The organism is Chryseobacterium sp. S0630, from assembly GCF_024158915.1.
In the GTDB taxonomy this organism is placed as follows: Bacteria; Bacteroidota; Bacteroidia; order Flavobacteriales; family Weeksellaceae; genus Chryseobacterium.
Map to the genome: position 1 here is coordinate 44,718 of NZ_JAMZGF010000008.1, position 15,322 is coordinate 60,039.

Annotated in this window: 13 protein-coding genes; 11 read left to right on the forward strand and 2 right to left on the reverse strand. The window is 36.6% G+C overall.

Features of this window, described 5'->3' with window-relative positions; genetic code table 11:
* Positions 1–10: 10 nt before the first annotated feature.
* The 9 genes from NK356_RS05580 (at position 11) to NK356_RS05620 (ending at position 8,595) form a co-directional block, all read left to right on the forward strand.
* On the forward strand, positions 11–421 hold the full coding sequence (locus NK356_RS05580; RefSeq protein WP_034695742.1) for a DUF1573 domain-containing protein: 411 nt from the start codon (positions 11–13) through the stop codon (positions 419–421).
* Positions 422–596: 175 nt separating this feature from the next.
* Positions 597–1,478, forward strand: a complete 882-nt coding sequence (locus NK356_RS05585) for an SDR family oxidoreductase (RefSeq protein ID WP_034695744.1) — start codon at positions 597–599, stop codon at positions 1,476–1,478.
* A gap of 84 nt (positions 1,479–1,562) precedes the next feature.
* Positions 1,563–3,503, forward strand: coding sequence for a M1 family metallopeptidase (locus tag NK356_RS05590; RefSeq protein WP_253316421.1), 1,941 nt, complete (start codon positions 1,563–1,565; stop codon positions 3,501–3,503).
* Between the two features lie 547 nt (positions 3,504–4,050).
* Entirely contained in the window at positions 4,051–4,938 is an 888-nt protein-coding gene (locus tag NK356_RS05595; protein WP_253316422.1) for a DUF2589 domain-containing protein, read from the forward strand.
* Between the two features lie 15 nt (positions 4,939–4,953).
* Entirely contained in the window at positions 4,954–5,649 is a 696-nt protein-coding gene (locus NK356_RS05600; RefSeq protein WP_034695748.1) for a hypothetical protein, read from the forward strand.
* Positions 5,649–6,227: a hypothetical protein gene (locus tag NK356_RS05605; protein ID WP_034695751.1), complete on the forward strand. Its 579-nt coding sequence runs from the start codon at positions 5,649–5,651 to the stop codon at positions 6,225–6,227. Before NK356_RS05600 ends, NK356_RS05605 begins: the two co-directional genes overlap by 1 nt.
* Positions 6,228–6,238: 11 nt before the next feature.
* Positions 6,239–7,501 carry a S8 family serine peptidase gene (locus tag NK356_RS05610; RefSeq protein ID WP_253316423.1) on the forward strand — a complete coding sequence of 421 codons (1,263 nt, stop codon included), beginning with the start codon at positions 6,239–6,241 and terminating at the stop codon, positions 7,499–7,501.
* Entirely contained in the window at positions 7,498–7,701 is a 204-nt protein-coding gene (locus NK356_RS05615) for a hypothetical protein (protein WP_253316424.1), read from the forward strand. Before NK356_RS05610 ends, NK356_RS05615 begins: the two co-directional genes overlap by 4 nt.
* A gap of 66 nt (positions 7,702–7,767) precedes the next feature.
* Entirely contained in the window at positions 7,768–8,595 is an 828-nt protein-coding gene (locus NK356_RS05620) for an endonuclease/exonuclease/phosphatase family protein (protein ID WP_253316425.1), read from the forward strand.
* 4 nt (positions 8,596–8,599) lie between these two features.
* On the opposite strand, the gene NK356_RS05625 is transcribed toward NK356_RS05620, so the two are convergent.
* Positions 8,600–9,286, reverse strand: a complete 687-nt coding sequence (locus NK356_RS05625; protein ID WP_253316426.1) for a response regulator transcription factor — start codon at positions 9,284–9,286, stop codon at positions 8,600–8,602.
* On the reverse strand, positions 9,276–10,598 hold the full coding sequence (locus NK356_RS05630) for a sensor histidine kinase KdpD (protein WP_034695763.1): 1,323 nt from the start codon (positions 10,596–10,598) through the stop codon (positions 9,276–9,278). Before NK356_RS05630 ends, NK356_RS05625 begins: the two co-directional genes overlap by 11 nt.
* A gap of 248 nt (positions 10,599–10,846) precedes the next feature.
* Here NK356_RS05630 and NK356_RS05635 point away from each other — a divergent pair, with 248 nt between their 5' ends.
* Together NK356_RS05635 and NK356_RS05640 are read left to right on the forward strand one after the other, a co-directional pair.
* Complete coding sequence (locus NK356_RS05635) at positions 10,847–13,216, forward strand: outer membrane beta-barrel family protein (protein ID WP_253316427.1); 2,370 nt, start codon at positions 10,847–10,849, stop codon at positions 13,214–13,216.
* A 106-nt stretch (positions 13,217–13,322) separates the two neighbouring features.
* Positions 13,323–15,188 (forward strand): M1 family metallopeptidase, encoded by a 1,866-nt coding sequence (locus NK356_RS05640; protein WP_034695887.1) that lies wholly within the window; start codon positions 13,323–13,325, stop codon positions 15,186–15,188.
* Positions 15,189–15,322 lie beyond the last annotated feature (134 nt).

Here is a 15,322-nt window from a genome sequence, read left to right on the forward strand (position 1 = left end):
ATTTATACTCATGAAAAAACTAAAAATTACAGCTCTTTTGGCAGTGTTGGCATTCTCTCCTTTTTATGCTAATGTACTTACTGCAGACGCTCCATCCATTGTAAAAATGGTTGCAGATGCTATTAAATGGAAATCTGAATCTATTGATGTAGGAAATATTCCTCAGGGTAAACCGAAATTGATCAGATTTGAATTTACTAATACAAGCTCAAAACCAATCATTATTCAGAATGTAGCTCCTTCTTGCGGATGTACCACTGCAGATTATACAAAAACGCCTATCCAGCCAGGGAAGAAAGGATTTGTAGAAGCCAGCTATAACGCAGCAGCGGCAGGACCATTTATGAAGACTGTAAACGTTACTACTAGTGACAGCAAAACTCCTAAGACACTTTCTTTCAAAGGAGTGGTAGCTTCTTAATACATTGTTTAAACAAATGAAAAAATAGCCTGGTAATTGTTATCAGGCTATTTTCTTTTTAAATAGTTGATCTATTTTAAGAATAATATAAGGAACAATTATTTGTAGCATTATTTATCAACCCATTTTAAAGGATTGCATTTCAATATTTAGTATTTTTAAGAAAAAATATTTTATGAGTCTATATACACAACCTATGCTGCGCGAAGGTGCACTAAAAGATAAAGTAGCGATTGTAACGGGAGGCGGAAGCGGCCTTGGAAAAGCAATGACCAAATACTTTCTTGAACTGGGTGCCAAAGTGGTGATTACTTCCAGAAACCTGGAAAAATTACAGGGAACAGCTAAGGAACTGGAAGAGGAAACAGGAGGTAAAGTGCTTTGTGTAGCTTGTGATGTAAGAAACTGGGATGAGGTGGAAGCCATGAAGGAAGCCACTCTGAAAGAATTCGGAAAGATTGATATTTTATTGAATAATGCTGCCGGAAACTTTATTTCTCCCACAGAAAAACTGACTCACTCCGCTTTTGACTCTATCCTTGATATTGTTTTAAAAGGAACAAAAAACTGTACTCTTTCAGTAGGAAAACACTGGATCGATTCTAAAACTCCGGGAACTGTACTGAATATCGTAACAACATATGCATGGACAGGTTCTGCTTATGTAGTACCATCTGCCTGTGCAAAAGCAGGAGTTCTGGCGATGACAAGATCACTGGCTGTAGAGTGGGCGAAATACGGAATCCGTTTCAATGCTATTGCTCCGGGACCTTTCCCAACCAAAGGAGCTTGGGACAGACTCCTTCCTGGAGACCTTCAGGAGAAATTTGATATGAAGAAAAAAGTTCCGTTGAGAAGAGTAGGAGAACATCAGGAGCTTGCCAATCTTGCCGCTTATCTGGTTTCCGATTATTCAGCGTATATGAATGGGGAAGTGGTAACTATTGATGGTGGAGAATGGCTTCAGGGAGCCGGAGAATTCAATATGCTTGAAGCAATTCCTAAAGAAATGTGGGATGCTTTAGAAGCGATGATTAAAGCAAAAAAATCAAATTAAATTAAACTTATATTAAAAAAACTCCCGGATGTGTAACAAATCCGGGAGTTTTTTTTACCTATACACTAAATAATACTTTTTCAAATGAATTTTAAACTTCCAACCCTTGTTTCGACGCTTGCAGTGGTTCTGTTCTCAGGAACTGCCTATGCACAGCAAACCCCGAAATATGATTATGTAGAAGCATTTAAACCTTTCTTCTACCCTCAGACAGGTACAGCAACCCGTTCTGCAAGCGGACAGCCGGGACACGCCTATTGGCAGAATTCAGCCGATTATCATTTGAATGTCAGCCTGAATGAAGCTAAAAAAGAGATTACAGGTACAGCAGAAATTACCTACACCAACAACAGTCCCGATAAATTAGGTTTTCTTTGGCTGCAGCTGGATCAGAACCTGTTTGCAAAAGATTCCAGAGGAAATGGCGTAGTTCCACTTTCAGGAAGCAGAAATGGAGCTCATGGTGAAGAATTTAATGGCGGATATACCATTAAATCAGTTAAGCTAGATGGTAAAAAAGAAGTAAAATATACTATTACCGATACGAGAATGCAGATTGATCTTCCAAAAGAATTAAAAGCTAATGGAGGAGTTGCAAAAATAGAAATTGAATATTCCTTTATTTCTCCTGATTACGGATCAGACAGAATGGGTATTCAGGATACTAAAAACGGTAAAATATTTACCATGGCACAATGGTATCCGAGAATGTGCGTATACGATGATGTTTTAGGATGGAATACACTTCCTTACCTTGGAGCTTCGGAGTTTTATTTAGAATATGGAAATATTACAGCTAATATTACTGTACCTGCCAATCAGTATGTAGTGGCATCCGGAGAACTTCTGAATGAGAAAGAAGTGTACAGCAAAGAAGAAATCAACAGATGGAATGAGGCAAGAAACAGTGATAAAACGGTAATGATCCGTCCTGAATCTGAAATCGGGAAAAATAAGGCATCTGGTACAAAAACCTGGAAATTCAAAATTACGCAGACAAGAGATTTTGCGTGGGCATCTTCTGCCGGATTTATTTTAGATGCTGCAAAAATCAATTTACCTAGTGGAAAAAAATCTCTGGCTATTTCGGCTTATCCTGCAGAAAGTGCTGGCGAAAAAGCATGGGGAAGATCTACAGAATATACGAAAGCTGCTATAGAACATTATTCCAAAAAATGGTATGAATATACGTATCCGGCGGCCACCAATGTAGCAGGAAATGAAGGAGGAATGGAATATCCGGGAATCGTTTTCTGTCATATGGATTCTAAAGGAGAAGACCTTTGGGGCGTTACAGACCATGAGTTCGGACACAACTGGTTTCCTATGATCGTAGGATCTAATGAGAGATTATTTGCCTGGATGGACGAAGGATTCAATACATTCATTAATGGACTTTCAACCGAAGCTTTCAATAAAGGAGAGTATTACCGTAAACCTAACCTGGCAAGATCAGGAAAGTATTTGTTGACTGATGATCTGGAGCCTGTAATGGTAGGACCGGATAATATGAAAGAAAGAAGTATCGGAGCTTTGGCTTACTATAAGCCGGGAACAGGATTAGATGTTTTAAGAGAAACTATTCTTGGGCCTGAAAAATTTGATAAAGCATTCAGAACATATATTGACCGTTGGGCTTTTAAACATCCAACACCATGGGATTTCTTCCATACGATGGAAAATGTTTCAGGAGAGGAACTGAACTGGTTCTGGAGAGGATGGTTCTTTAATAAATGGAAAATTGATCAGTCAGTTAAGAACGTACAATATGTAAACGGAGACTTTAAAAACGGAGTTCAGATTACGGTCGAAAATATTGGCCAGCTGCCAATGCCTACAACAGTACAAATCAAATTCAAAGATGGAACTGCACAGACGGTGAAAATTCCTGTTGAAGTCTGGAAAAGAAATACGGAATGGACCTTCAAGGTAGATTCCAGCAAGGAAATTGATGAGGTGAAACTGGATCCGAATTCTGTTGTTCCGGATGTAAATCTGGAAAATAATAGTAAAAAACCTGCATAGAAATATTGAATCTATTTAAATTGGCGACTATATACAATTTTACGCCATTGTCATTGACTACGTCGAATCTTCGATTTCTGACGAAGGAAGAATCTCATGTAAAACCTGGATTCTTCATTTCATTCCTGAACTATGTTCGCAGACTTTTAGTCTGTATCAGAATGACAGAATCATTATAATAAGTAAGATAGCAGATTAATGTAAAATTGTATAAATACCTTTAAATTTAACGCAAAGATTAATATTAATACTGAATTTTTCAGGGAGCAAAGATGGAATCAACTTCATTGATTCTTTCTAAGCGTAAGCATATTCATACAGCTTCATCAGCAGCTTGTTGCTTTCTTAGCTTACTTAAGAATAGGAAGAAATCATATCATCTTTGCGTTTCAAAAAATAAATATCTGAAAAGCCTGAGCTTACCACCGTAAGTTCAGGCTTTTTATTTTTAGGGTGTTTTTCCGGGATAAGTAGAGGTGTTTCCCTACAATGTTTTGGTAGTCAGTGATATAATTTTGTCCCACAATATTAATCAAAACAAAAAAACATGGAAACATTAAAATCGGTGCTTGAAGCAAGCCACACCAAAAAAACAAAAAATGAGTTAATTGATCTTTTATCAGGAGTAGAAAAAGTGCTTACCCCGGCAGTCTATGAAAAAGTATCGGGAGTTGAAACTTCAGAACTGAGTTCATTGACGAATAAAGAATTATTAGCCATCGTAGACGAATTCAAAAAAAGCTATGATGAAAAGTGGGAAAAATCTTTCTCAGGTGCGTCTTCAGAAATCATGAAAATGATTGCAGGTAAAATAGCTGCTGATGAAGAAATTTTCAGAACTTCTGATGCAGCCAGCGCAGATTTTGCCGCAGAACTGGGAAGCATTGACTTTGCAACTATTATTGGCGGACCGTTGGATGCCTGCGTAAAAGCACAGTCTAATGCCTCTATTGCCACCGTTAATTTCATCAATGAAGTTGGGTTTGAACTTACAGATCCAGCCAATGCTGCCAGTCCTAAAAAACTGAGAATGGCAGAATTCAAGTACAAAAAAAATATTCCGAATCCTGATTTTAAAGAAGATGAACCGGTAAGTGCTACCAACCCAAAAACGATTCCGAATGATGTAGAAATTTCAGTGCCTTTTATTGCGTTGCTGAATGTTCCGAGTTTCAGAATTGAAACCTGTGAAGTAGATTTTAATGTAAAACTTAATTCTACATACACAAAAGATGTAAGTGATGAATTCGGGATCAATGCCGGAGTATCTGGCGGATGGGGACCTGTAAAATTCAAAGTGGATGTATCCTATAAGAGAACTTCCAGTACAGGAATCAAAGTGGAAAAAGAATATTCTCTTGGGGTAAAAGTACGTGCCACCAATGATGAAATGCCTGCAGGACTTGAGAAAGTGCTTGGACTTCTTTCACAATAACAGATTTTACGAAAGATGATAAAACTATCAGACTACCTGGATTATCTCAACAACGAGATAATTCAGGCTCGTAAAAAAGCAGACGAAAATGCGGTTCTTATTGCCAAAGAGTACGCCCGTCATGAATACCTTAAATATTTTAAGGTTCCGCGTTATGCGCTGCCCAGTGTAAAGATGGATATTCCGATCAAAATCACAGATATAGATTCAGATTCTAAGTATAATTTTAAACTGAATCAGGATCAGTTTGTGACAGAAATAAATGAAAGAATTCGTCTGGCAAACAAAGATAAAAAACTGAATATTCCAGAAATTAATAAAAGACAGATTCAAACTGAAGAGTTTAAAACCCTGTTCAGTAATCTGGAAAAAAATGATCAGAAATTCGGAAAACTTCCAGCCAATGAAGTTCTTAAACTGGATCTCAGAAAGAAAATGCAGATTCTGAATTCAGGAATATTTCGACCTCAGGAAGGAACAGAAGAAGAAACCGATGAACTGAAAGAAATTTTTTCAAAAGTTCTGTTGAATAAATATACGCTGGTGAATGCAAAACTGAACAGCATTTACATAGATCCCAATACAAGTGCAGCGGAAGATAAAGATAAACTCTTCATCAACCTTCATGTGGAAATGGAGGAGGAAGGAATCAGGATTGTATCATACAAAGATAAAGACGGCAACGAAATAGAACAGATAACTTTTGAGTAATGCAGGAACTTATTCACTTTACGGTACAGAAAATCAAAGAACTGCTGGAACAGTTCAATGAAGTTCAGGCTTTATATCTGTCAAAATCATTTGACTTTGATGCCCGGTTTGATGCATTTCTCAACGAAGTTCTGGAATATTTCCGTACCAAAGGAAACACCAGCCATGAATCTGAAGTATTGAAAATTATGAATATGATTTCCACCGTTAAAAGAGGTTTTAATCCTATAAAAATGGAGAAAATATTGAATGGGAGAAGGGAAATACTCGGAGGATTCTCATTTAACGGAATGGAAAGTATTTATGGTATTCTCATGGAAATATATGCCAAGGAAAACAAAAAACTTGAGGATGCGGAAGAACTTATTTCAGGAATCATTGTCTCATTATATCAGAATGGTATTCTGGACGATGAAAAGCTGAAAGACATGAATTCTGTTCCCAAAATTGAACGTTTCTGGAATTCACTGGTTGAGCAGAATACAGCCATATCCGGAATTAATAAGAAACTCAGACTGACCATTATTCCGGAGGATATTTTTCTTATTCTGGAAAAGGTATTTCTGAAATTAATTTAAAAAAGATCATTATGGAAACCGGAAGATATATCGTTCTGTTGCAGAATCAGCAGAAAACAGCACTCAAAAAAATAGAGAAAGAACTGGAAGTAAGTATTACCTCTTCAGAATTGCTGTCCAAAGAAAACCGTTCTTATGAAATTATTGATAAGGATAACGGTGTACTTTACAAAAACCTGGGAGTTCTTGTGGTGGATAATATGGATGAAGATCAATTGAAAAGTGCCGTAAAAGATGAATCAAATTCTATTGTATACTACGAAAAAGAGAGAGAATTTTTTCCAGCAGATGAATTGCAGCTGATTAGTGAACTTAAAAAACAGTCAGCCGGACTCGCAGAAAAAATTTCAGAACTTGAAAAATATATCATCAGCAAACCTTTGCCTCAAAAATCATTCATTGAAATGGAATGGGGATTAAAAGCAATCGGACTGGAAAATGCGAACTATACAGGAAAAGGAATTGATGTCTGTATTCTCGATACCGGCCTTGAAACTTCCCACCCGGATTTTTCCCATGAAGAAATTGAAGGAAAATCTTTCATTGATGGTGAAGACTGGAACAGAGATCCCAACGGACATGGTACGCACTGCGCAGGAGTAGCTACAGGAAATACAAGAAGTGATACCGGAAAACGATACGGAATTGCCAGAGACTGCAATCTGAAAATAGCAAAAGTGCTTGCAGACAATGGAAGAGGAACAACCAGCAGCGTGATTGATGCGATAGATTGGGCCATCTCGAAAAAATTCAGAATACTATCCCTTTCACTGGCATCTCCGGTGAGACTAGATGATCAGCCTTCTGTTCTTTTTGAAACCATTGGAGAAAGAGCGCTGGAAAATAACTGTCTTATTATCGCAGCTGCGGGAAACGACAGCAACAGACCGCAGATTCCACAGCCTGTTTCAATGCCGGCTAATTCAAAATCGATCATGGCAGTAGGAGCTATTGATGCTCAGATGAAGATCGCAAGATTTTCAAATGCAGGTCTCAACCCGTCCACAGGAGGAAGTATCAATGTCTGTGCTCCCGGAGTTGATATCATCAGTTCCTATCCTAAAAATGCAAAAAATAAAAGTAATTTGTACTACAGCATGAGCGGTACAAGTATGGCTGCACCGCATGTTTCCGGGCTTGCGGCTTTGTATATGGAACAGTTTCCCGATAAATCAGCAAAAGAGATCTGGGAACTGATTGAAAACAAAGCAAGACCTATCGAAGGCATAAAATACAGAGATATTGGAAACGGTTTAATACAGATATACTTATGATCACTTACCTCGCAGTTTTAAAGAAAGATATAAATTTAAAAAAGCTTGAAGTTCTCCTCAAAAGTAAAGGCATAAAACTGGCTGCTCACTACAAAACCATAGGAGTTGTAAAGCTTGAAAGTACCATTTCCATTTCGGAGTCTGAATTCCAGGAGTATTTTATATCTATAGAAGAAGAAAAAGATAATTTAACAATATAATCACATCAATAAAGCTTTTCTGTCACAGAGAAGTTTTATTTTTGTCTCTTAATGATAAAATAACATATGAATTTCAGATTTTCAATGGTGTTTCTGATGTTTTTTGCATTAGGATTCTCCCAAGACCTTACCGTAATGAGTTTTAATATCAGACTGAATGTAGAGTCGGATAAAGATAATGCCTGGCCAAAAAGAAAACAGGACGTTGCAGATTTATTGACGTACTATCATCCTGATTATTTCGGAGTACAGGAAGCGCTTCCGGAGCAGATGAAAGATATTAAAGCAGGTTTAAAAAACTATGATTATATCGGAGTAGGAAGAGATGACGGTAAAGAAAAAGGAGAATTTTCTGCCATCTTTTATGATACAGCCAAACTGGAAATTGTAAAATCCGGGACGTTCTGGTTATCTGAAACTCCGGAAAAACCATCAAAAGGCTGGGATGCTGCGCTGAACAGAATCTGTACCTATGCCGTATTTAAAGATAAAAAATCGAAGAAAGAATTTCTGGCCATGAATCTTCATTTTGATCATATTGGAAATGTAGCAAGAGTAAAATCTTCTGAATTGATCCTGAAAAAAATCAAAGAACTGAATCCAAAGAATCTTCCGGTAACACTGAGTGGAGACTTTAACCTGACAGATGATTCAGAACCGATTAAAATTCTTTCCCAGAATATGAAAGATACTTTCTATCACTCGGAAACCAAGCATTATGGCCCGGTAGGAACTTTCACAGGCTTTAATGTGAATGAAGTTCCAAAAGACAGAATCGACTATATTTTTACACAAGGTTTTAAAATAAGATCTCACCGACACATCAATGACAGAAGAGAAAATCTTTTGTATCCGTCAGATCATTTTCCGGTGATTGTGAATCTTTCCCTATAAAAAATCAATTGGTTGGAAAATCAATTTCAAATCCAATTCCTCGCAGGGATTGGATTTTTATTTGAGGATCACTGTTAAAATATTTGCGAAGCCTGCTGATGAAAACATCAAGACTTCTTCCGGTAAAATAATCATTGGTTTCCCAGAGATTATCCAGAATATTATCCCTTGTAATGATGGATCGGTTGTGCTTCAGAAGATACAGAAGAAGTTCCTGTTCTCTTATGGTCAGTCGGTTGTTTCCATTAGGATGTGACAACAGAAGTTTGGTGGTGTCCAGTGAAAATTCTCCGATTTTTATCTGACTTTCGGTAATGGAGGGAAGTGTTCTCTTCAGAATATTTTTAATTCGTAAAACAAGTTCTTCAGGATCGCAGGGTTTCGCAATATAATCGTCAGCACCTATTTTCAATCCGGTCAAACGGTCAATTTTTTGATTTTTAGCCGTTAAAAATAACAATGGGAAATTACTCCTTTCCTTAATGATCATTTTCGCCAGAGAGAAACCATCTATATTGGGCATCATCACATCCAGAATTCCTATCTGAAAGGGGAAATCAGCCTGAACCAATGGTATGATATCTTCCGGATTCTGAAACCAACTGACTTCAAAATCTTCCAATTCAAGATACTGCTTAAGAATCATTCCGAAATCCGGATCATCTTCTGCCAGAAGGATTTTAGTTTTCATAAGGAATTGATATTTTAAAAGTGCTGCCTGTATGAAGCTGGCTGGAAACTTCTATTTTTCCACTATAGTTGGTAATGATTTTTTTTACAAAATAAAGTCCCAGCCCAAGACCTTTGCTATTGTGAATATTGTTATTCTGTATTCTGTAGAATTTTTCGAAAATATTATTCAGTTCTTTTGTTTCCATGCCCTGACCATTGTCGGAAACTTCAATTTCCAATTGTTGAGAACTGTTTCGGACATCTATTTCAATAATCGATGCTCCATATTTTACACTGTTTTCACAAAGGTTTTTAATGACCGTCTCCATTAGATTTTTATCAAAAGGAAGCTCTTGTGAAACTGTATTTTCAAGGTTAAAATCTGTATTTGGATAAGTAACTGAAAGATCCTGAATAAAAAAGTTCCAGTCTTCAGGTTGTATGGCGGTTATTTCATCAGGAATTTCATCTTTATGAAGCTGAAACATCAGGCTTTCAAGACGTGAAATCTGTCTGTCAATAAGAGGAAGCGTTTCAGGATTCCACTCTTTTTTTAATGCTTTCGAAGCTATTTTTAAAGTAGCAATAGGCGTTTTAAACTCATGCGAAATGTTATCCACAATGTTGTGGAGAACTTCCACCTGCTTCTGCTGCTGAATAAGATTTCTGATCGTGAAAATATAAAGCAGAAGAACTCCCGAAAGAAGAATAATGCAGCATATAATCAATAAGGTAAGCTCTTTGAAAACAATACTTTTTATATTTCTGATCTCAAAATCTGTCTGGGTTTTTACAAGAAAAGTATTCTTTTTTTCAATATGTCCTTTATCTGTATCATTTCTTTTGGTGGTTGAGGTTTCCCAACTTCCGTTACTGGCAATGCGTGGATTTTTTAGCTTATCCTGCGTTTCAAAAATAACAATAGGTTCGGTAATTACTTTTGAACTGTCCGGAAGATGGACAATGGAAAGATAGCGTATTCTTGCGGAGATTTCGTAGCCGTCTTTTTGATAACGGCTGTCAATATAATGAACCAGTCTTTCTCTGGCAGATTTCCTGTTTTCTATGAAATAACGGAGAAAATCTTTTTTGTTGATCTCTTTATTATGATACTGTATAATGATTTCCTGAAGAGAATCATCATTTCTTTCTTTAGCCTCCTGGATGTCTTCAAGATTGTCTGTGTAATTGGTAAGTCCGTCATTCACAGATCTGTAGATATCCCTCTCTTTTACCTGGTAGGTTTTATACATAAAATAAACCTGAATTCCCAGTAAAAGCAGGAATAGAGCGGCAAAAACTGAGATGAGAATTTTACTCTTGGTTATCATTAAAACAAAGATAAAACTTTAGTCATTTTCCGGAAATGATTATTTTATTATTAACCTTCCGTTAACCATAGTGTTGAATCTCCACAAATAAAGCTTTATCCATCTTCCTGAAGCTGGATGTTTTGATATCAGAAAATACATTAACCCATCATTAACCTTCTATTAACCGTATTTTTTCCAGCCAATGTAGAATTTTGTACCCATAGAACAGAACAATAGTTTTTGTTGGAGAGGATAAAAAAATAACCATGTATAAAATTCTTTTTCTTTTGTGTTTTCCCATCCTGATTCTTTCCCAGCAAAAAAAAGCTGGAGGAACAGTGGTAAATACCGAAAATGAAAAGCTTTCATCTGTAAAGGTGGAAGTGTATAATGCTCAGGATAAATTAATCAAAGAATTAAAAACAGATGACAATGGGAAATTTGTACTGGAAGATATTTCAGAGGAAAATATAAAGCTGGTCATTAAAAATCAGGGATATTCTTTATTTGAGAAAAAAGTGGATTTAAAAGAGCCTGAACTACTCAATATCATTCTTAAAAAAGAATCTCAGGAAATAGAAGGAGTGGTAATGACGAAACGCAAACCTTTAGTGAAAAGAAAGGTAGACCGTCTGGAATTTAATGTGGAAAACAGTAATATTTCTTCACTCAATGCCTGGGAAATTCTAAAAAATACGCCCAGTGTCACGATCAATAACAGTGTATTGAGTGTAAAGGGAAGTACCGGAATTCTGGTGACTATTAATGATAAAAAAGTAATGCTGACAGGGGATGAACTTAAAAATCTTCTGGAAAATACACAGGGAGATGAAGTGAAATCTGTGGAAGTGATTACCAATCCGCCTGCAAAATATGAAGCCTCAGGAAGCGCAGTACTGAATATCGTTCTGAAAAAGAATAAAATTGAAGGCTACCGCGGTATTCTTTCATCCAAATATGTGCAGACACAATATGCCAAAGGTGTATTTGGTCTTTCTCAATATTATAAAAAAGATAAACTTTCCTTAATGGGAAGCTATTATAAAGGGCTGGGAACGTACTACCGGGAAGGAACAGACTATGTAAACTATCCGGAAAGCCAAACCCGATGGGTAAGTACGATGAACAGGAAGGATAAAAACAATAACCAGAATACCCTGAATTTTAATGCGGAATATGAACTGGACAGTTTGACCAATCTAAGCCTCAACTACTCAGGGTATTTTTCTCCAAAGTCCTTCGGAACTTATAATGTTCCTACGTTGATCTATAACCAGCAGGATATAGTGGAATCTGATTATACCACGATCAATGATCACCGTTCCCGTTCCATCAATAACTCGGTAAGTTTTCAGATAGACAGAAAACTGAATAAGAAAAGCAGTCTTTCATGGATCAATTATTTTACAGGAAATAATGTGGATAAATACCAGAATGTAATCACATACCTGAATTTTGCAGGACAGCCACCGAAAGAAGATAATTTCCTCACACAGAATAAAGCAGATGTTCAGCTGTATTCCACTCAATTCGATTATCAGTGGAAAGGGGATAAGCTGGAACTTGAATCGGGAACGAAATATAGTTTTGTAAAGACAAGCAGCCAACTTGATTTCTCTGATAACGAGAACGGAGTATTACAATACCGGCCGGAAAAAAGCAGTATTTTTGATTATAAAGAACATAATTTTGCCCTGTATTCATCATTAGCCTACAATATCGGGAAATGGAGCTTCAAAGGTGGGCTTCGTGCGGAAATGACAAATCTTGAAGGTGTAGTTTCAGAACCTTATGAATTGAATAAAAGTAACTATTGGAAATTTTTTCCCACGTTTTATGCACAATATACCACAGAAAATAAACAGGAGTTTGGATTCTCCTATGGGAAAAGAATCAGTAGACCTTCTTATTCATGGCTGAATCCCGCAAAATCTTATTATAATCTTTTTTCCTATTATCAGGGAGATCCAAAATTAAAAGCCACCATTACTCATAATCTCAATCTTACTTATTCCTGGAAAGACTGGAATCTGGATTTGTACTACAGAAAAGAAATATATCCTTCGATGGAAATCTCCTATCAGGAACCAAGTACGAACAGTTTGATTTATTATTTTACCAATATTGAGAAAGGAGAAGCTTTCGGAGTAAGTTTGTATAAAAATTTCCAGGTGAAGTCCTGGTGGAATGTAATCCTTTCTGAAAATCTTGAGCACAACGAGAATTATTTCAAAGGAATTGACGGAATGCTGTATAAAAATAAAGTCTGGAACTGGGTTTCAAACATCTCAACAAGTTTTACGCTGGATAAAAACAGCGACTGGAAAATGGAAATGGGACACCGCTACTATTCTCCCGGTATACAGGGAACATTCAGAATATCTTCTCTATGGTCAGCCTATTTTGTAATGAATAGAAAATTCTTTAGTAAAAAACTGGAAGCCAGCCTTGTTTTTAGTGATATTTTCAGATCTACAGGGCAGAAGGTCAGTACAAAATATGCAAATCAGGATAATTATTTTCTTGATTATTCAGATACTCAGGGAGTGACATTTTCATTGAAATTCAACTTTGGAAATCAATCGGTTAAAAATGCAAAAACAATTAAGAAGACAGCGGAACAGGATCGATTGTAGAATATTTTAATATAAAAGTTCATTACAGTGAAATATTATCGTGAAAGAATGATCGTCTGATGGCACATTTTCGCTATTTTTGATGCTTATCTTTAAAAAGATTGCTATGAAGAAAATTTTTTCCGGAATGCTGATCGCAGTTTCTTTTCTGCAATTGTCAGCTCAGGAATTGTATATGCCGAGGAATATCAAAAAAGCGTATGAAAGAGGAACACGTGATATCTCCGGAGCGCCAGGAAAAAACTACTGGCAGAATAAAGGAGTGTATAATGTAGAGGTGAAAGTAGATGCTGCTACAAAAATAGTTTCCGGAAAGGAAACCATTGTCTATACCAACAACAGCCCGGATAATCTGAACGAACTGGCTATACGATTTGTGAATAACCTTCACAAACCACAGTCGCCAAGATCAGGATTTGTATCTAAAGATTTCCTTTCATCCGGACTGAAAATTAAGTCTTTTACTGTAAATAATGTAAAATATGAGATCAACAGTGATGACTGGAGTACTGTTGAAAAAGTAAAATTAAAATCAGCTGTAAAATCTAAATCAAAAGCTGAGGTTAAAATAGAGTGGGAATATCCATTATCAGTTCAGAGTGGAAGAGAAGGGCAGATTGATCCTGAAACATTCTATGTGGCATATTCTTTTCCAAGAATTTCCGTGTATGATGATTACAACGGATGGGATATGCTTCAGCATTCGGACAGACAGGAATTTTACAATGATTTCAATGATTACAGTTTTGCCATCACCGCACCAAAAAATTATGTTGTTTGGGCAACCGGAGATTTTCTGAATCCGGAAGCTGTACTTCAGCCAGAATATTTAAAAAGATATAAAGCTTCCTTGAAAAGTGATAAGCTGATGCATATTGCCACTGAGCAGGAAATGAAGTCCGGAAAAGTAACAAAGCAGAACAAGTGGAATGTCTGGAAATTTAAAGCCAGTCATATTACAGATTTCTGTTTTTCGATGAGTAACCATTATGTTTGGGATGCAGCCAGTGTTCAGTTAAAAACAAAAAGAGCCAGCGTTCAGGCCGGATATAAAAACGGAGCGAAAGATTTTGAACACTATGTAGACTGGATGCGCTATAACCTGGATTGGTTCTCAAAAAACTGGCCGGGCGTAGAATATCCTTACAATGTAATGACAGCTATTCAGGGGTATGCAGATATGGAATATCCTATGATGATTAATGATACCAGTATTCCTGATGATCTTAATGATGCGAGGCTGACGGCAGATCATGAAATTGCCCATACTTATTTCCCTTTCTATATGGGAATCAATGAAACAAGATATGCATTTATGGATGAAGGCTGGGCGACTACATTGGAATATCTTATAGGAATTGATGAAAACGGAGAGGCAGCTGCTAAGGAGTTTTATAAAAACTTTCGTGTTAAAAAATGGATCAATGATCCTTCTGCAGAGCAGGATCAACCTGTGATTACGATGAGTACGCAGGTGAGCGGTGCCGGATACGGAAACAACTCTTATGTAAAATCTTCATTGTCGTATCTGGCTTTGAAAGATTACTTAGGAGATGAACTCTTCAAAAAAGCATTACACCATTATATGGATAACTGGAATGGGAAGCATCCTGTTCCATGGGATTATTTTAATTCTATGAACACAGGATCAGGAAAAAATCTGAACTGGTTCTTCCAGAATTGGTTTTATACCAATAATTATATTGATTTAAAAGTCACAGGAGCCTCTCAGAAGAATGACATGCTTACCATCAATGTTTCAAATGTAGGAGGATTTGCCATACCATTTGATGCCATATTATCTTATGATGACGGAGCTACGGAGAAAATTCATTTTTCACCTTCAGTTTGGGAAAAAGATCAAAAACTGACTGATCTTGTAATTCCTATTAAGAAAAAAGTAAAATCTGTACAGTTGGACGGAGATATCTTTATGGATTATACTCCGGATGACAACCGTAGAAACCTATAAAAGTAAAAGAGGCTGTTCCAAAAGTCAAATAATTGGCTTTTGTCATTCGGACGAAGGAAGAATCTTATTAATAGTCAATTGAGATTCTTCACTACATTTATGAACTTCGTTCGCAGACTTTCAGTCTGTGTTCA